Here is an 18,105-nt window from a genome sequence, read left to right as displayed (position 1 = left end):
CGGCAGCGACTCGTGGTTCGTTGCGCTCATTGACCGGAGTCGCGCGGCCCGGCGAAACTACGGTGTCGGTCGATGACTACCTCCCGCACGCTGTCCGAACGCGATTCCAAGGCCCTTCTGGCCGAGTACGGCGTACCGATCGCTCCCGAACGATTCGTCTCGTCGGCCGCCGAGGCAGGAGCTGCCGCCGACGACATCGGCTACCCGGTCGTCGCCAAGCTGAACGGCGACGCCATCGCGCACAAGACCGAGCGGGGGCTGGTCAAGTTGCGCCTCGGCGACCGGAGCGCCGTCGAGGCTGCGGCGGCGGACTTGTTGGCGGCTGCCACCCCCGACGACGGACCGGTCGACGTGTTGGTGGCACCCATGGTGAGCGGGAACCGCGAGTTGATCGCGGGTGTGGTGCGCGACGAGCAGTTCGGGGCGATGGTCATGCTGGGCGTCGGCGGCGTTCTCGCCGAGGCCGTCGCCGATGTGGTGTTCCGTCCTGCGCCGCTCGACGCAGCGACGGCAGGCGACATGATCGACGATCTCGCAACGCAGAAATTGCTCGGAGCGTTCCGCGGCGAGGAATCGGTCGATCGGACACAACTCGTCGACCTGCTGATCGGTCTCGGTGCGCTGGTCGATGCCCGGCCCGATGTGGCGAGCGTCGACATCAACCCGCTGATCGTCGAGCCGTCCGGCCGACTCGTCGCCGTCGACGGCCTCGTCGAACTGGGCGAGCCCGACACCACTCGAGCACAGCTCCGCCCGAGGCCGAGCGACGACGCGTTCCGGGCGCTGTTCGAACCGCGCGGGGTGTTGATCACCGGGGCCTCGACGCATCCTGGCAAGTTCGGTTTCGTGTCGATGCACAACCTGCTCGCCAACGGCTACGCCGGAGCGGTCTTCGGCACGAATCTCAAGGGCGAGAACGTCTTGGGGATCGACACCGTGGCCGACATCGACGCGCTGCCCGACGACGAAATCGACCTGGTGTTCGTCTGTACGCCGGCATCGGCCAATCCCGACCTGCTACGAGCGTGTGCAGCGAAGGGAGTTCGCGCTGCGTTCCTCACTTCCGCTGGCTACGGCGAGGCGGGAGAGGACGGCATTCGCGCGCAGGCCGAGCTCGTCGCGCTCGCCGACGACCTCGGCATTCTGCTTGCTGGGCCGAACGGGCAGGGAGTCGTGAGCACGCCCGTCGACATGTGTGTGCAGATCGTCGCGCCGTACCCGCCTGCTGGACGGATCGGCGTGGCGAGCCAGAGCGGCAACTTCGTCTCGAGCTTCCTCAACCATTCCAAGGCGAGTGGTGTGGGCATCAGCCGGGCCGTGTCGGCGGGTAACGCCGCCGCAGTCGGGGTCGCCGATTACCTCGACTTCTACGCCGACGACCCGGCGACGGCGGTCGGACTGGCTTACGTCGAGGGCATCACCGACGGTCGCGGGCTCATGGATCGACTTGGCGCGGCCGCTCGGCGCAAGCCACTCGTCCTCGTCAAGGGCGGCGCCACCGAAGGCGGTGCGCAGGCAGCCGCAAGCCACACCGGAGCTCTCGCCGCCGACGACAAAGTGTTCGACGGCGCCTGTCGCTCGGCTGGTATCACCCGGGCGGCGAGCATCGAGGAAGCGTTCGAAGCCGCAGCGACGTTTGCGACCCAGCCGCTTCCGGCCGGGCCGAACACCGTCGTCGTGACGACCGTCGGTGGCTGGGGCGTGGTCACCGCCGACGCGATCACGCGCGACCGCGATCTCCGATTGATCGACCTGCCCGAGGACCTCCTGGCAGCGATCGACGAACAGCTTCCACCGCGATGGAGCCGGAACAACCCGGTCGACTGCGCCGGCGGCGAGACGCGTGACACGATTCCGGACGTGCTCGGCCTTGTTGCTCGCCACCCGGATGTCCACGCCATCGTGTACCTCGGGCTCGGCATCCAGTCGAACCAGGCGCAGATGATGCGCCACGGCCGGTTCTATCCCGATCACGGCCTCGAGCGCATCGTCGAGTACCACGAGCGCCAGGACGCTCGCTTCGCGCAAGCCGCGCACGACCTCAGCGTCGAGACCGGCAAGCCGATCCTCACCGCCACCGAGTTGGCAGCGACCGATCCGACCAATGCAGGCCCGGCGACCGTTCGGGCGACCGGCCGGCTGTGCTATCCGAGTGGGGAACGCGCAGTCGCAGCGCTGGGTCATCTCGTTCGCCACGTGCAGTATCGGCAGGCTCGTGGTTGGTGAGTGCTGGTGAGTGCTGGTGAGTGACGTCGGGCGGACACGATCGCCGCGTCCGGCGCCTCGTCGACGACCGCCGACCGGTCCGGGTCCGCTGCTGGTCGTGTGCATCATCGCGCTGATTCCGGCGCTGGGCTTGTTCGCGTTGTTTTCGTGGTCGGACGCCAAAGTCGGCGACAACGAGGCGGCGCCGCCGTCGACAGGCACGCTGGTCGCGCCGCCTCCTCCGCTGTCCAACGGCGTGTTGTCGTTTCGTCGCCTCCCGACGACCATCTCGCGGGACGTCAATCTCGGGCTCTTCCAAGAGGAGGTCGTGCCGTTCCTGGCGTCGATCAACGACCGCAGTTGCGTGTCGATCTCCGTCGACGGCGTGCCGGTCGGTGCCCAGAACGGCGACCTCGTCGTGATCCCGGCGAGCAACGTGAAGATCATCGTCGCCGCGGTTGCCCTCGACGTGCTCGGTCCCGACTTCACGTACGCGACGACGGTGGCGGCCGCCTCGGCACCGGTCGACGGTGTGATCTCCGGCGACCTCGTGTTGGTCGGCGGCGGTGACCCGCTGCTGTCGTCGGCGTGGTATCCGACATCGAATCTCGAGCGGCGACCCGTGTTCAACGAGACCTCCGTCGAGGTGCTCGTCGATCAGCTCAGTGCGGCAGGCGTCACGGCGGTGACGGGGTCGGTGCTCGGCGACGGGAGTCGCTACGACGACGAGTATTTTGCTCCCGGGTGGGGAACGGGTGTCGCCGGGCTCGAAGCTGGCCCGTACGACGCGCTGCTGCTCAACGACGCTCGCGTGCAGGGTGAGGAACAGCGAGCCAACGATCCGAACTCGGGAGCCGCTCGCGAATTCACACGGTTGCTCCGAGAGCGTGGCATCTCGGTTGCTGGCGAGCCGGGCGTCGGCACGCGTGCATCGCTCGGTGCTGCGGCCGTCGATCTCGCCGAGGTTCGGTCGGCGCCGCTGGTCGCCGTCATCGAAGAGATGCTGGCCAACAGCGACAACAACACCGCAGAGCTGATGGTGAAGGAGATCGGCCTCGCTGCTGGCGGCACAGGGCCAGGCGCCGGGACCCGCCAGGCCGGCCTCGACGCGATGCTCGCCACGCTCATCGGATGGGGGGTCGACACCACCGGCGTGGTGCTCGCAGACGGCTCTGGCCTCAGCCTCGATCACCGCCTGACCTGTAACGTCCTGCTCGGTGTCCTCCAACGTTTCGACGTCGACTCGGCGATCGGTGCTGGCCTCCCGGTCGCAGGGGAGACCGGCACACTGGCAGATGTGTTCGTCGATCATCCCGTTGCCGGCCGCCTCGTCGGCAAGACCGGAACGCTCAACAACCCCCCGTTCAACGAGGATCCGCCCGCCGTCAAGGCGTTGGCCGGCTATCTGCCGGTCGACGGTGGAGGCGCTGTCGAGTACGTGCTGATCCTCAACGGGCCGACGATCTCCGACCAGAGCGAATACCGGCCGGTGTGGAACGAGCTCGCCGATCTGCTCGGTACCTATCCGTCGGGGGCGACCCCAGCAGACCTCGGGCCACGAACGTGAGCGACCGTCATCCGGGTCATCACGAGAATCGGGAGGGGGATCCCGACGACGGGCGTGATGCCTCGGGGCCCGCGGAACGTCCTCGGGCCATCGGGACGATCGATCTGGTCGCCGAGCCCATTCGGTATCCGCGTTCGCCGCTGATCGCGTTGTTGATCATCGCCGTCGTCCCGACCTTCGCGTTGTTCGCGCTGCAGCAGTGGGCCGACTCCGAAGCCGACGCCTACGAGGCGAACCGTGAAGTGTTGGCCTCGGTCGACGACGAGTTCGGCGACGTCTTCGATCCCGACCTGCGAGGTGGTCTCGACGTCGACGGTGACGGCGTCCGCGACGAGCCGTCGACGCCAGATGACGACACAGACGACGGGGCAGCGGACGGGGCAGCGGCGGAGGCCAACGACGCGGACGGCACGTTTGCGACCCCATTGCTCGACTATCGACGAGCTCCGACCGCCGTCGCCGACCTTGCTGCGGCCCGTCAACTCGGCGAAGCTGTCGAGCCCGTGTTCCGCTTCCTCGGTGCTGGTTCATGCGGTGCGGTGTCGGTCGACGGCATCGACGTCGCCAGCGTGAACGCCGACGGGGCGGTGATCCCAGCAAGCGTGCAGAAGCTCCTGGTCGGCGCTGCAGCGATCGAGATCCTCGGCGCCGACTACCGGTTCGCGACCTCGATCGCCGTGCCGGCGCCGGTCGACGGCGTCGTCGACGGCGACATCTATCTCATCGGGGGAGGCGACCCGATGCTCACCAGCGACGACTATCCGATCGAGGACGACAGGTTTCCGGTGGTGGCAGCGACCTCGCTCGACCGACTGGCCGATGCCGTTGTAGCTGCCGGTGTGTCTCGCGTGCGTGGCACGGTCATCGGCGACGGAACCCGCTATGACGACGAATTCGTCGTCGACGGCTGGGCCGACGGCGTGGCGGGTGTCGATGCCGGCCCCTATGACGCCCTGGTCGTCAACGACGCACGAGTGCGGGGACGATCCGGTCGGGAGGACGATCCCAACGAGGCCGCTGCCCGCGAGTTCGTGCGGCTGCTCGGCGATCGTGGTGTGCGCGTCGACAACGGCTGGGGGAGTGGGGTCGCGTCCACCTTGGTGCCGATCGTCGGGACCGTCGAGTCCGCGCCGCTGATCGACATCGTTTCCGAGATGCTGCTCACCAGTGACAACAACACCGCCGAACTCCTCGTGAAGGAACTGGGCGTCGCCGAGTTCGAGTCGGGGAGCCGGCTCGCTGGGACGCGTGCGGTGCTCGAATCGCTGCAGCGTCAAGGTCTGATGACCGACGGCGTCACCGTGATCGACGGTTCCGGACTCAGCGTCGACAATCGGGTCACCTGTACCCTCGTGCTCGGCCTCCTGCAACGACTCGCCGGCGGGCCCCTCGCAGCGGCGCTGCCCGTCGCGGCCCGCACCGGAACGTTGACCGACGAGTTCCTCGACTCGTCGATGGCGGGACGGCTCTCCGCCAAGACCGGCACCCTTGGCAACGAGCCCTTCGACGAGGATCCGCCAGCCGTCAAGTCGCTGGCCGGCTACGTGTCGACGCCCGACGACGCCACGATCGAGTTCGTGGTCATCGCCAACGATGCCGACGTGAGCCTCGAGACGAAATATCGGCCGCTGTGGACGGCGCTCGGAGAACGTTTCGAGACGTATCCATCGGGTCCCGATGCGGATGCTCTCGGCCCGAGCTGACGAGATCGAGCGGCCGAGTCGACGCGGACGGACTCGTCGCATACGGTCGGGTCCATGGCCGTGATGCCGATGTTCCCGCTCGGAACGGTGCTGCTCCCCGGCGGCGTCCTTCCCCTCCACGTGTTCGAGCCGCGCTACCGCCAGATGGTGATCGACATCCTCCAAGACGACGGCACGCCAGAGTTCGGGCAAGCCTTGATCACCCACGGCCGAGAAGCCGGTGGAGGCGACGAACGCGCCGAGATCGGCACGGTGGCGCAGATGCTGCAGTGCGAGGCGCTGGACGACGGTCGGTATGCGCTCGTCGCGGTGGGCACGCGGCGGATCCGTGTCAACGCCTGGCTCCCGGACGACCCGTACCCGCTGGCCGACGTCGACGACTGGCCCGACATCGACTCGGATCCCCCGAACCTGGCGCTCGAAGTCGCAGCATCCCACGCGCGAGTGCAGGCGGCGCTTGCGATGGCGGTCGAGCTGGGGGATCTCGAAGGGGACCCGTCGGAGACGGAGATCTCCGACGACCCGCTGCTGGCCACCTACCACCTCGCAGCGTTGGCGCCGCTCGGTCCAGCTGATCGATATCGCCTGCTGAGCGCGTCGGGGCCGACGGAGCGACTCGCATTGCTCGATGCTGTGCTCGACGACGTCGAAGCAATGCTCAAGTTCCGCCTCAGCTGACCCGCCACCGGTGACAGAAAGGCCACGGTGAAAGGCCACGGTGAAAGGTCATGGTGAAAGGTCATGGTGCCAGGCACGATGACCTTTGGGGCTGCTGGCATGGGGCCGTACCGGCGGGTCGGGTCGCGCCGTCGAGACGGAGCCGGCGCGGTGTCCGCATGGTGATGGCGCTCGGTTCTGATAGAACGGAGTCGTGTCAGATCGTCAGGAAGCGCCGCGGAGCGTGAGCGCCAAACGAGAAGAAGCGTCGCTTGGTGAGGTCATCGAGTTCGTCAAGACCTACGCCAAACAGGAAACCCTCGATCCACTGAAGGGAGCGGGTCGTTGGTTGGCGTTCGGAACCGCCGCCGCGTTCGCGCTGGGGCTCGGACTGATGCTCCTCCTGCTCGGAGCGCTACGAGCCGTCCAGACCGAATGGGATCGCTCGGCCACCGGGTCGCTGTCGTGGCTCGCCTACCTGATCGTCTTGGTGATCACCCTGGTGTTGCTTGCGTTCACCGTCCTGCGCATCAAGAAGTCCACTCTGAACAACGAACCGAAGTAAGCCGAGCCGCGAGCGAGATCACGGAGACCACGATGGCCAAGAAGAACGCAGCACCGGAGACCCCGGCCAAGATCACCCCTGACGACCTGCGCAACAAGTTGCAGGCGTTCCAGGGCGACGTGCAGGGCAAGGTCGACGACAAGAAGATGTCGATCGCCGCAGTCGCCGGCGGCGCTGCGACGTTCCTGATGATCATCATGTTCATCCTCGGCAAGCGTTCGGGCAAGAAGAAGAGCGCCGTCATCGAGATCCGACGCGTCTGAGCCCGCGGACCCGACCCGATACCTCCCCACCAGAACCAGCACATGGCACTTCTTCCCTACGCACTTCGTCCCGCCGTCATCATCCGGCGCAAGGCCATCTGGGGTGGAGTGCTGGGCCAGAGCACGTTCTGGAAGGTCGTTGCCGTGTGGGTGTTCGGCAAAGGGATCATCAAGAAGGCGGTCGGGAAGAACCCCGAATCGCTGGGCACGATGCGGGTCGGTACCAACAGCTTCGTCAACGTCATCAACGCGGCACCGATGTCGAAGAAGGACCGAAAGCGCCAGGGCATCACCAAGCAGGCGCTCGTCGACCGTGCCGTTGCCGACGTTGCGAAGGCGCGTCCCGGCAAAGGCATCCGCGTTCGATAGGTCCGGTGTCGACTGCTCATGTTGGTCCGGCTCCGTCAACCGGCTCGCGAGATCGAACTGGCGGGCGGCCGCACGGTCAATCGCCTGCTCGACGACCTCGAACTGGTACGCGAAGCGCATCTCGTCATCTGCAACGGCACCCTGCTGCCCGGTGACGCCCGTCTGGCCGACGACGACGTGATCGAGATCCGACCCGTGATCTCGGGTGGGTGAGTCGGCTGGCGGCCAGCACCGATGTCGGGCATCGTGTCTCGGTTTGATTGACTGACCTCCTCATGGCGACGAGCGGATCGAAGTGCCGCGCCTGCAAGGCGCCCGCAGTGATCGATCTACCGCGCCACAACGCGAACTTCTGTGCCGACCACTTCCTCCAGCTGTGCCGACGTCAGGTCGACAAGGCGATCGACGACTACGACATGTTCGATCGCAGCGACCGACTCCTGGTCGCAGTCAGTGGCGGCAAGGACTCGCTGGCGATCTGGGATCTCCTGGTCGAGGCCGGCTACCAGGCCGACGGCTTCTACGTCGGGCTCGGGATCGGGGACTACTCCGACGAGAGCCGAGCGTACGTCGAGCGATTCGCTGCGTCTCGATCACTCCATCTCGTGACCGTCGACCTCCGCGACGACTACGGCTACGACGTCCCGACGGCAGCGAGAGCGGCGAAGCGCAAACCCTGTTCCGCGTGCGGGCTGTCGAAGCGTCACCTGTTCGACCGAGCGGCGCGTGAGGGCGGCTACGACGTCGTGGTGACCGGCCACAACCTGGATGACGAGGCCGCGGTGCTGCTCGGCAACGTGTTGCGCTGGGACATCGAGTACCTCGCCCGACAACTCCCGGTGCTCCCGGCGGCGAACGGCTTTCCCAAGAAGGCCAAGCCGCTGGTGCGTCTCACCGAGCGCGAGACCGCCGCATGGTGTCTGCTGCGAGGTATCGACTACCTGGTCGAAGAATGCCCCATGTCGAGCGGAAACCGGCACTTGCACCACAAGAACACGCTGAACGCGATCGAACAGGCGTCGCCGAGTTCGAAGTCGGCGTTCTACCTGAACTTCATCGACAAGATGGCGCCGTTGCTGGCGTCGCAGTCCGCTGCAGCTTCGGGTGATGTGCACGACTGCGAGCAATGCGGATCACCCACCACGACGGAACTGTGCGCGTTCTGCCGATTGGTCGACACAGCCAGCGCACACGAGCCGGTACCGGTCGAACTGGTACTGGGAAGACGAGGACGACGATGAGCAACCCTTTCCGCAGCGACGACAAGGCGGTGCTCCTCGACGCGAAGAAGCGTCGCTACCTCGTCGATCTCACCGACGACGGAGAGTTCCACAGTCACGCCGGGTTCGTGCGCCACAGCGACATCATCGGTCAACCCGAAGGTTGCGTGGTGCGTTCGACCAAGAACGGTGAGTACATCGTGTTGCGGCCGACGCTGGAGGACTTCGTCGTCGAAATGCCACGCGGGGCACAGGTGATCTATCCGAAAGATCTCGCGCCGATCTGCATGTTCGCCGACATCGGACCCGGCGACCGCGTGTTCGAGAGTGGGATCGGATCCGGCGCGCTGTCGATGACGATGCTGCGGTACGGCGCGGTGATCACCGGCTACGAGATCCGGGAAGACTTCGCCAACCGCGCTCGCGCCAACGTCCGAGGCTTCCTCGGCGAGGACGCGATGAGTCGGTACGACGTGCACATCGCCGACAGCTACGAGGGAATCGATGCGACCCTCGGTCCGTTCGACCGCGTGGTCCTCGACCTTCCCGAGCCGTGGCAGGTCGTCCCCCACGCCGAGTTCGTGCTCCGGGCGGGGGGAATCCTCGTGGCCTACACGCCGTCGATCACCCAGGCGGCGCAGACTCGTGAGGCGCTCAAAGGCAAGTGGATCGACGGCCGCACGGTCGAGGTGCTCCATCGCGGTTGGCACATCGACGGTCAGGCGGTGCGGCCCGACCATCGCATGGTCGCACACACCGGATTTCTCACGGTGGCTCGGTTTCTCGGCAAGAACCGCTGAGTCGGTCGACCGTCCCGGGACGCACGAGCCCCAGCGTTCGCTGCAACCCGGTGAGTTGATCGTCGATCGCAGGCCACGGGATGTCGGGCGTTCGCCCCATGAGGTCGACGATGCCGTGGATCCACGTGTGCACCTGGGTCGCCACGAAGATCGGGTCGCGGTCGTCGCCGAGTGCTCGGAGCATCTCGGTGGTCTGGTCGACGAGGATCTGGAACGTACTCGCAGCGATCGAGTCGTCATCGGCCTGGAGCGCGATGCGGTTGGAGAACATCACGCGGTACTGACCCTGATGCTCCATGGCGAAGCGAACGTACCCCCGACCCGATCGCTCGAAGGCGTCGAACGCATCGATGCCGGCGCGCTGGGCGTCTTCGAGCATCTCGTTGAAGTTGCGCCAGCAGTGCTCCACCGCTTCACGGAGCAAACCGGTGTGGTCGTCGAAATGGCGGTAGACCGCCGTCGCCGAGACTCCGGCTCGACGAGCGACCGCCCGCAGCGTGATCCCCTCGATCGTGCCGTGTTCGGCCATCAGGTCCACTGCGGCATCGAGGAGGTCGATGCGCAGCCGGTCTCCTTCACCACGGGCGTTGCGTCGGCGCTTCGCGGGCACGGTGGTCATCTCTGCCGACGTTAGTCATTTCGCGCCCGACGAGGCGGCCCACGAAGGTGTCGACCCGACAACGGCGACGGCCCCGGCGAATCGCCGGGGCCGTCTGAGTTCAGATGTCGATTCGAGGAACCGAGTCGAGCACTTCTGCTCGATCAAGCTCGGTGACGCTCGATCAGGGTTCGATGTAGATGCACTCGCCCGGGCACTCCTCGGCCGACTCGACGACGGCGTCGAGTTGGCTGTCGGGGAACTCGGCGAGACCTTCGGCCCCTTGCGGGTTTCCTTTCGCCTCGGCGAAGATCTTGTCACCCTCGACGACGTACGCGAGGCCGTCGTCGAGCAGGGTGAAGACGTCGGGGGCGATTTCTTCACAGAGGCCGTCGCCTGTGCACAGATCCTGGTCGATCCAGACCTTCATGTCGTTGGTGCTCCTTGTCGCAGATGTCGTGCGGATGGTATCGAACGCCCCGGTAGATGGGTGCGTCGTGTTGCTACCAGAAGAGTTTACACGGGGAAGCACGTGCAAACATGTTCATGAGTCATCGGTGTACCGTTGACGAATGGCGACCGATGGAGGCGAAGACCACCCGATGGACCCGGATGAGGCGAGGCAAGCCCGCGAGTTGAGCGAGGAGATCGCACACTTGCGGTCGCGGCTCGCTGATGCTCCCAAGCGACTCCGTTCGCTCGAAGAACGGTTGCTCGAGACGAAAGGACAGCTCTCGCAGGCCGTCGCCCAGAACGAGAAGCTCTCCTACACCTTGCGCGAAGCCCGCGAGCACATCGCCACGCTGCGCGACGAGGTCGACAAGCTCTCGCAGCCTCCATCTGCCTACGGCGTCGTGGTCGGCAAAGACGACGACGGCACGGTCGACGTCTTGACCAGCGGGCGCAAGATGCGCGTCACGCTGCATCCCGACATCGACCACGAGCTGCTCGACCGCGGCGCGGAAGTCGTCCTCAACGAGAGCATGAACGTGGTCATGGCACGGACCCCCGACATCGGTGGAGAAGTCGTCACCGTTCGCCAGATCATGGACGACGGCGTGCGAGCGTTGGTCGTTGGCCGCGCCGACGAGGAGCGGGTCTGCGAGCTCGCCGACGCGATCCGCGGCACCATCATTCGGGCGGGCGACCACCTGCGACTCGACCCGCGTTCCAATCTGTTGCTCGAGAAGCTGGCTCGCCCTGAAGTCGAAGACCTGCTGCTCGAGGAGGTTCCCGACATCAGCTACACCGACATCGGTGGTCTCGACTCCCAGATCGAGCAGATCGCCGACGCGGTCGAACTCCCGTTCCTGCATCAGGATCTGTTCGCCGAGCATCGCCTGCCGGCGCCGAAGGGGATCTTGCTGTACGGGCCGCCTGGTTGCGGCAAGACACTGATCGCGAAAGCGGTCGCCAACAGCCTGGCGAACAAGGTCGCAGAGAAGGTCGGCGAAGGCAAAGGCCGCAGCTACTTCATCAACATCAAAGGTCCCGAGCTGCTCAACAAGTACGTCGGCGAGACCGAGCGCCAGATCCGGCTCGTGTTCCAGCGGGCGCGAGAGAAAAGTGACGAAGGTTGGCCGGTCATCGTCTTCTTCGACGAGATGGACTCGATGTTCCGCACACGCGGTTCGGGGATCAGCTCCGACATGGAGTCGACGATCGTGCCGCAGTTGCTCGCCGAGATCGACGGCGTCGAAGGGCTGACCAACGTCATCGTGATCGGTGCGACGAACCGTGAAGACCTGATCGACCCCGCCATCCTCCGGCCCGGGCGACTCGACGTCAAGATCAAGATCGAGCGTCCGAACGCAGCGGCAGCGACGTCGATCTTCGCGAACTATCTCACCGACGAGATCCCGATCGGCGACGGGTACGACATCGCCCAGATGATCGACGAAACCGTCACGGAGATGTACCGCGACGACGAGGCCAACCGCTTCCTCGAGGTCACGTACCAGAACGGGGACAAAGAGATCCTCTACTACAAGGACTTCGCGTCCGGCGCGATGATCGAGAACATCGTGCGTCGCGCGAAGAAACTCGCCATCAAGCGCGTGATCGGCGGCGGCCCGCGCGGTGTGATCACCCAAGACCTGCTCGATTCCATCAAGCAGGAGTACAAGGAACACGAGGATCTCCCGAACACGACGAATCCCGACGACTGGGCGAAGATCTCGGGGAAGAAGGGCGAACGCATCGTGTTCATCCGCACGCTGGTGTCGGAATCGAAGGCCGACGACCTCGCTGGCGGCAAGGCGATCGAGCGAGTCGCGACGGGGCAGTACTTGTGAGCGCCGGCGAGCGGGGGCGAGCGCGCCACGACGTCGTCGTGTTCGGCGCCACGAGCTTCGTCGGTCAGATCCTGTGCCGGTATCTCGTCGAGCGGCACGGCACCGATGACGCACTGCGTTGGGCGATCGCGGGGCGAAACGCCGACAAGCTCGAGCAGGTGGCCAGCGACACCGGCGCCGACGTCCCCCGGATCGTCGCTGATGCCGCGGACGCCGACGCGCTGGCTGCCATGGTCGGCTCGACGAAGCTCGTGATCTCGACCGTCGGTCCGTACGCGCTGTACGGCTCCAAGCTCGTCGCCGCGGTCGTCGAGTCGGGGGCCGACTACGTCGACCTCACGGGTGAGCCGCAGTGGATGCAGAAGATGATCGATCGCCATCAGGCTCGTGCGGCCGAGACGGGCGCGCGCCTCGTACCGGCCTGCGGTTTCGATTCGGTGCCGTCCGACATGGGCGTCTGGTTCCTACAACGCGAGGCGATGGAGCGATTCGGACAGCCCTGCGCGTCGATTCGGATGGGAGTGAAGGCGGCCAAGGGCGGCGCCAGCGGCGGGACGATTGCGTCGATGATGAACCTGATGGACGAGGTGTCGGCGGACAAGGAGCTTCGCAGCGTGCTCGTCAACCCGTATGCGCTCGCGCCGGACGGCGATCGTCAGGGTGTCAAGCAGCCCAACGTCACGCTGCCGACGTTCGACAGGGGCCTCGGCGAATGGCAAGCGCCGTTCGTCATGGCGGCGACCAATACGCGGGTCGTGTTCCGATCGCATGCGTTGCTCGGACACCCGTGGGGTGACGGCTTCACGTATGGCGAGTCGATGCTGACCGGTGACGGCATCGGCGGCCGGATGAAGGCGTTCGGTCTGGCTGGGGCGCTCGGGGGAGCGATGGGGGCGGCATCGCTTCGCCCGGTGCGATCGCTCCTCGGCAAGGTGCTGCCCGAACCGGGCGAAGGGCCGAGCGAGCAGGTGCAACGCGAGGGCTTCTACGACCTGCGGTTCCACGGGGTGACCGGCTCCGGCGACGAGTTGGCCGTCAAAGTGACAGGCGATCAGGATCCGGGCTACGGCTCGACGAGCAAGATTCTGGGCGAGGCAGCGACGACGTTGCTCGAACGCAGCGACGACGACGTGCCTGGCGGCTTCTGGACCCCGGCGACCGCCCTCGGTGAGCAGTACCTCGAGGCGCTGCGGTGCCACGCCGGGCTCACCTTCGACGTGCTCTGAGTTTCGTCGCGGCATGAGCGAACAGACCGAAAGGTCGCGGGCGCCCGCACAGTTCGGTGGGGTGACATCTGCTGCGATCGTCGCTGCGGGAAGTCTCATCTGGTCGCTGCCCTTCCTGGTCCGTCTCGCGTCGACGAACGAGCGGTGGTGGATCGCTCGCGATGATGGCGTGATCACGCTCAGCCACGCACGCAACTTCGTCGAGTTCGGCACGATCGGTGTGTCTCCCGGCGGGGATCGGGTCGAGGGTTTCTCGAGCCCGCTGCATTTCGTCGTCGCCTCGCTGGTGCAACTCGTCGAACGAGGCGACGCCGTCGTGGTGTCGATGGTCATCCTGGGTGTGTCGCTCGCCATAGCGGGCGGCGTGCTCACGTTCGGATTCCGTCGACATCTTCACCGGACGTGGGGCCTGGATCGATCTCCGCGATCGGAGGTGATCGCGCTCGCGATCATCGGGGTGATCGGCGTGTCCATGTCGTCGATGTGGACGACCACCGGCTGGTTGGGTTCAGGAATGGAGAATCCGCTGATCCTGGTGTCGCTGGGCGCCGTGGTCGCGGGAATTCTGGCGGGAGTCGAGTCAGCGTCGGGACGACGACTTGCGACGACCGGGCTCTCTTGCCTCGTGATCGCTCGTGTCGAATTCGCAGCATTCTCGGTACCTGCGATCGTTGCGGTGGCCGCAACTGCCGTGTCCACAACCGCGGTGTTCGCCGTCGACGGCGCTCGCTGGCGTGTCGCTGCTCGACTTGCGGTCGTTCCGCTGTCCGTCGCCGTGGTCGTACATCTGGTGCGTCGCTGGTACTTCGGTGCATGGCTGCCGAACACCGCGATCGTGCAGGGGCGCGAGAGCGGGCCGATCGAACTCGTGTCGGCTGCGCTGATCGGGTTGGCCGTCATCGTGCCGTTCGTCGCGCTCATCGTCCGTCGGTTCGTGCGTGACCCGTTCGTGCGCCGAGCGGTCGACGTGGTCGGCGCACTCGGGGCTTGCTGCCTCATTGCTGTGGTGCTGTGGCTCGACGCCTCGGGTCGTCTCGCCGGATCGATCGACGCGGTCGTACTCCAGCCAGGAATACTGCCGCTCGGACTTGCGGTCGCCGTGGCCATCGGTGCGCGTGCAGCGATCGGCGGCCCGATCGCACCGGACGAGGTGAACCGCGCCTTCGTGTTTGCCGGCCTCATCGCGCTGCCGGTCGCGCAATTTCTCGTCACCGGACCATCGAGGCTGGAGCCAGGGCGAGTGCTCGGCCTTGCAGTTCCGGTCCTGCTCGTGTGGTTGATCGTGGAACTCGTCGACCTCGTCGGCGTCCTTGGTGCTGTTTGGCCGGCGTCCCTGAGCGTGGGGATCCGTCGCGTGAGCCTTCTCGTCGCGTCGTCCGTCGTCGTGATCGCTGTGGCGGCGGTGGCCGTCACCGCTCGTACCGATCGAGCGAGGGCGCTTCCCTACGAGATCGGCTGGGCGGCCGAGATCGACGACGTCGCCGAACGCGTCCGGCAGCGGGAGCTCGGCGGTCTCGGTCACGTCATCACGGCGAATCCCGATCTCGGCAAGGTCTCGTACGCGAAGCACTCGATCATGGTGGATCTCGGTTGGCTCGGTGATCCCGTGCTGGCGACACTCCGTGACCAGCGACCTGAGCTCCTCGACCGCTACCTCACCGCGGTGGCCGTCCCCGACGTCGTCGAGTCTCACTCCGGATGGTCGTGTGCGTATCGGGGTTGGTTGGAGTCGCAACCCTTCGTCGACGGCTACGAACTGGTCGACCAACCCGGAGTGGTCTGGACACGACCCGGCGACACCTGCCCGGCAGACGGGCTGCGGGCGATCTGGGTACGCACGGGTGACGACGTCGAGGCCGAGTACCGAGTGTCGAGGGAACTGTTGGGCGACGCCGATCCGGCCACCGTGGTCGACGCGGCGCTAGAGGCGTGTCGAGACGCCGACGGTGATGTCTGGCGATGTCAGTCCGTTCGGCGATCGGTGCAACGCGTCGCACAGGTACTGCGTGAGCGAGGTGAGTTCGACGAGGCCGTCGCTCGATTCTCCCTTTCCCCGACAGCGGAGTTCGATCAGGCGATGCTCCATCGACGCGCCGGCTGGTGGTGGCACGCCACCGAGGAGCTGATCGAGCACTTCGACACCGAGTCCTGATCATCGTCAGCAGGCGCTGTTGTCGAGCTGTTGTCGAGGGTTTCGTACCGTCCCCGGCGTGCGCTCGATCTCTCGTTCACGACACTCGACATCACCTCGCGCTGGGCGGTTCGCGTCGGCGCTCGTCCTCGCGCTGTCGACGATCGTCGGCGGCGTCGCCACGACCAGTGGCCCGGTCATTCAAGCGGCGTACCCGGGACCGATCGGGCCGATCGCATTCACCAAGATCGCGTCCAACCCGTTCGATCCGCTGGGCAGTCTGGCGCAGCGCATCGGCGTGGTCTTCCCGAACGGCCAGGAAACCGAGTTCTTCGCGCCGAACATCTGCAGCGGCAACGTCCAGCAACTGAGCGATCCAGCGGTGTCGCCCGACGGCCGTCGGGTTGCGTTCGTCTGCATCGGCCCGTTCAACACGCAGATCTGGACCTACCTGTTGGATTCGAGCGTGCCGATCGAGCAGCGGTATCGCCAGATCACCTCCGACGCCCACCCGATCCAGAACGCAGCGCATCCGACGTGGACGCCGGATGGGAACAACCTGGTGTACCGGGCCACGGACCAGCGCACGTTCGAGATCAAGCTGTTCACGAGCCCGGCGACCGGCGCGACGCCGCCGACCCAGTTCGCGCCGACTGCGGCTACCGGCTTCGAGCCGACGTTCGCTCCGGCCGGCGACCAGGTGCTCGTCTGGGACGACGCCCGCGACCAGATCAAGCTCTACGAGCCGGCAACGCAGCAGACCCGGGTCGTGTTCACCTCGGGTACGGGTGGGATCATCGCCGGACAGTCGCTGAGCGCCACCAACGCGTCGAACAACCCGTTCGGCAACACGCTCGACCCGAACTGGGCGCCGGATTCCCGCAGCTTCGTCTTCAACTGCGGCTTCCTCGACGACCAGTTGCAGGAGAACAACGGACTGATCTGTCGGATCAACTCAGATGGCACCGGGCTCAGGATCGTCACCGAGTTCGACCAGGTCTGGTCGTATAGCGGTGCGTCGTTCTCTTCGAGCGGCGAGCAGATCCTCGTGTCCGCATTCTCGACGAGCCAGACGCCGCGCATCTACGCCTTTCCCGCAGCTGGACAGGTGACAGCGCCCGGGGTGGCGGTGACCGTCGGCGGTCCCGCTGACTCCCACCTGCAGCCCGATGCTGGACCCGCGTTCGGAACCACGCCACCAGCATCCGGAACGGTCGGGCCGACCCCGGTTCCGGGAAACAGCGGCGGTTCTGGCGGCGGTTCAGGTGGCGGCTCGGGCGGCGGTTCCTCCTCCAGCGAGATCGCCTCGCTCACTCCGGCGCGGTTTGTGGATTCGCGTGTGGGTGGCGAGACGGTGGATGGGGTGTCGGAGGGGTTTGGTGTGGTGCCTGCTGGTGGGGTGGTGACGGTGCAGGTGGCTGGTCGTGGAGTTGGTGGTGGTCGCGTGCCGGAGGGTGCGTCGGCGGCGGTGTTGAATGTGACGGCGATACGTCCTGCGGGTGTGGGGTTCTTCACGGTGTTTCCGTGTGGTGTGGATCGGCCGACGGCGTCGTCGTTGAACTATGGGCCGGGTGATGTGGTGGGTAATGAGATCATCGCGAGGTTGTCGGACGAGGGGACGGTGTGTGTGTTCTCGCAGGCGGCGACGAATCTGACGGTCGACCTCACCGGCTATGTGCCGGCGGGCGCTGCCTACACGTCGGTGACACCGGCGCGGTTTGTGGATTCGCGTGTGGGTGGCGAGACGGTGGATGGGGTGTCGGAGGGGTTTGGTGTGGTGCCTGCTGGTGGGGTGGTGACGGTGCAGGTGGCTGGTCGTGGAGTTGGTGGTGGTCGCGTGCCGGAGGGTGCGTCGGCGGCGGTGTTGAATGTGACGGCGATTCGTCCTGCGGGTGTGGGGTTCTTCACGGTGTTTCCGTGTGGTGTGGATCGGCCGACGGCGTCGTCGTTGAACTATGGGCCGGGTGATGTGGTGGGTAATGAGATCATCGCGAGGTTGTCGGACGAGGGGACGGTGTGTGTGTTCTCGCAGGCGGCGACGAATCTGACGGTCGACCTCACCGGCTATGTGCCGGCGGGCGCTGCCTACACGTCGGTGACGCCGGCGCGGTTCGTGGATTCGCGTGTGGGTGGCGTGACGGTGGATGGGGTGTCGGAGGGGTTTGGTGTGGTTGCTGCTGGTGGGGTGGTGACGGTGCAGGTGGCTGGTCGTGGGACTGTGCCGGAGGATGCGTCGGCGGCGGTGTTGAACGTGACGGCGATTCGTCCGGCGGGTGTGGGGTTCTTCACGGTGTTTCCGTGTGGGGTGGATCGGCCGACGGCGTCGTCGTTGAACTATGGGCCGGGTGATGTGGTGGGCAATGAGATCATCGCGAGGTTGTCGGACGAGGGGACGGTGTGTGTGTTCTCGCAGGCGGCGACGAATCTGACGGTCGACCTCACCGGGTTCGTCGGCACGAATGGCGCGTGAACGTCTCCCTCGGGCGCGGCACGATCGGGGCGGGGCG

The 18,105-nt window shown here is 66.2% G+C and carries 16 protein-coding genes; 14 read left to right on the top strand and 2 right to left on the bottom strand.

Translation table 11 applies throughout. From position 1 onward, the window contains the following. The first annotated feature begins 72 nt into the window (after positions 1-72). The 10 genes from ACE37B_RS02160 to ACE37B_RS02115 all read left to right on the top strand — a co-directional run bounded on the left by ACE37B_RS02160 (position 73) and on the right by ACE37B_RS02115 (position 9,349). Complete coding sequence (locus ACE37B_RS02160; RefSeq protein WP_409921638.1) at positions 73-2,226, top strand: acetate--CoA ligase family protein; 2,154 nt, start codon at positions 73-75, stop codon at positions 2,224-2,226. 16 nt (positions 2,227-2,242) lie between these two features. Further along, a complete protein-coding gene (dacB, locus tag ACE37B_RS02155; protein ID WP_409921637.1) occupies positions 2,243-3,772 on the top strand; it encodes a D-alanyl-D-alanine carboxypeptidase/D-alanyl-D-alanine-endopeptidase in 1,530 nt (509 codons plus the stop codon). Next, on the top strand, positions 3,769-5,475 hold the full coding sequence (locus ACE37B_RS02150) for a D-alanyl-D-alanine carboxypeptidase/D-alanyl-D-alanine-endopeptidase (protein WP_409921636.1): 1,707 nt from the start codon (positions 3,769-3,771) through the stop codon (positions 5,473-5,475). Before dacB ends, ACE37B_RS02150 begins: the two co-directional genes overlap by 4 nt. A 54-nt stretch (positions 5,476-5,529) precedes the next feature. Further along, positions 5,530-6,153 carry an LON peptidase substrate-binding domain-containing protein gene (locus ACE37B_RS02145; RefSeq protein ID WP_409921635.1) on the top strand — a complete coding sequence of 208 codons (624 nt, stop codon included), beginning with the start codon at positions 5,530-5,532 and terminating at the stop codon, positions 6,151-6,153. Positions 6,154-6,376: 223 nt separating this feature from the next. Then, entirely contained in the window at positions 6,377-6,697 is a 321-nt protein-coding gene (locus tag ACE37B_RS02140; protein ID WP_409921634.1) for a phage holin family protein, read from the top strand. Between the two features lie 32 nt (positions 6,698-6,729). Further along, positions 6,730-6,960 carry a hypothetical protein gene (locus tag ACE37B_RS02135; RefSeq protein WP_409921633.1) on the top strand — a complete coding sequence of 77 codons (231 nt, stop codon included), beginning with the start codon at positions 6,730-6,732 and terminating at the stop codon, positions 6,958-6,960. 42 nt (positions 6,961-7,002) lie between these two features. Next, positions 7,003-7,329 carry a hypothetical protein gene (locus ACE37B_RS02130; protein ID WP_409921632.1) on the top strand — a complete coding sequence of 109 codons (327 nt, stop codon included), beginning with the start codon at positions 7,003-7,005 and terminating at the stop codon, positions 7,327-7,329. Between the two features lie 18 nt (positions 7,330-7,347). Continuing rightward, positions 7,348-7,542, top strand: coding sequence for a MoaD/ThiS family protein (locus tag ACE37B_RS02125; protein WP_409921631.1), 195 nt, complete (start codon positions 7,348-7,350; stop codon positions 7,540-7,542). 62 nt (positions 7,543-7,604) lie between these two features. Next, complete coding sequence (locus ACE37B_RS02120; protein ID WP_409921630.1) at positions 7,605-8,570, top strand: ATP-binding protein; 966 nt, start codon at positions 7,605-7,607, stop codon at positions 8,568-8,570. Beyond that, complete coding sequence (locus tag ACE37B_RS02115; protein ID WP_409921629.1) at positions 8,567-9,349, top strand: tRNA (adenine-N1)-methyltransferase; 783 nt, start codon at positions 8,567-8,569, stop codon at positions 9,347-9,349. Before ACE37B_RS02120 ends, ACE37B_RS02115 begins: the two co-directional genes overlap by 4 nt. Here ACE37B_RS02115 and ACE37B_RS02110 read toward each other — a convergent pair. Then, positions 9,315-9,968 (bottom strand): TetR/AcrR family transcriptional regulator, encoded by a 654-nt coding sequence (locus ACE37B_RS02110; protein WP_409921628.1) that lies wholly within the window; start codon positions 9,966-9,968, stop codon positions 9,315-9,317. The two genes, ACE37B_RS02115 and ACE37B_RS02110, sit on opposite strands and share 35 nt — an antisense overlap. 163 nt (positions 9,969-10,131) lie before the next feature. Continuing rightward, entirely contained in the window at positions 10,132-10,377 is a 246-nt protein-coding gene (locus ACE37B_RS02105) for a ferredoxin (RefSeq protein ID WP_409921627.1), read from the bottom strand. 142 nt (positions 10,378-10,519) lie between these two features. Between ACE37B_RS02105 and arc the strand changes: the two genes are divergently transcribed. The 4 genes from arc to ACE37B_RS02085 are packed head-to-tail and all read left to right on the top strand — an operon-like array spanning position 10,520 to position 18,068. Further along, positions 10,520-12,241: a proteasome ATPase gene (gene arc / locus ACE37B_RS02100; RefSeq protein WP_409921626.1), complete on the top strand. Its 1,722-nt coding sequence runs from the start codon at positions 10,520-10,522 to the stop codon at positions 12,239-12,241. Further along, positions 12,238-13,467 carry a saccharopine dehydrogenase family protein gene (locus tag ACE37B_RS02095; protein WP_409921625.1) on the top strand — a complete coding sequence of 410 codons (1,230 nt, stop codon included), beginning with the start codon at positions 12,238-12,240 and terminating at the stop codon, positions 13,465-13,467. The genes arc and ACE37B_RS02095 overlap by 4 nt, the downstream gene beginning before the upstream one ends. Before the next feature lie 13 nt (positions 13,468-13,480). Then, the gene (locus ACE37B_RS02090) at positions 13,481-15,619 is read left to right on the top strand and encodes a hypothetical protein (RefSeq protein ID WP_409921624.1); all 2,139 of its coding nucleotides are present in this window, start codon (positions 13,481-13,483) and stop codon (positions 15,617-15,619) included. Between the two features lie 58 nt (positions 15,620-15,677). Then, entirely contained in the window at positions 15,678-18,068 is a 2,391-nt protein-coding gene (locus ACE37B_RS02085) for a TolB family protein (protein ID WP_409921623.1), read from the top strand. The last annotated feature ends 37 nt before the right edge of the window (positions 18,069-18,105 follow it).

The organism is Ilumatobacter sp., from assembly GCF_046290335.1.
In the GTDB taxonomy this organism is placed as follows: domain Bacteria; phylum Actinomycetota; class Acidimicrobiia; order Acidimicrobiales; family Ilumatobacteraceae; genus Ilumatobacter_A.
The sequence above is the reverse complement of the archived record's forward strand: the minus strand, read 5'-3'. Positions and strand labels throughout refer to the sequence as shown.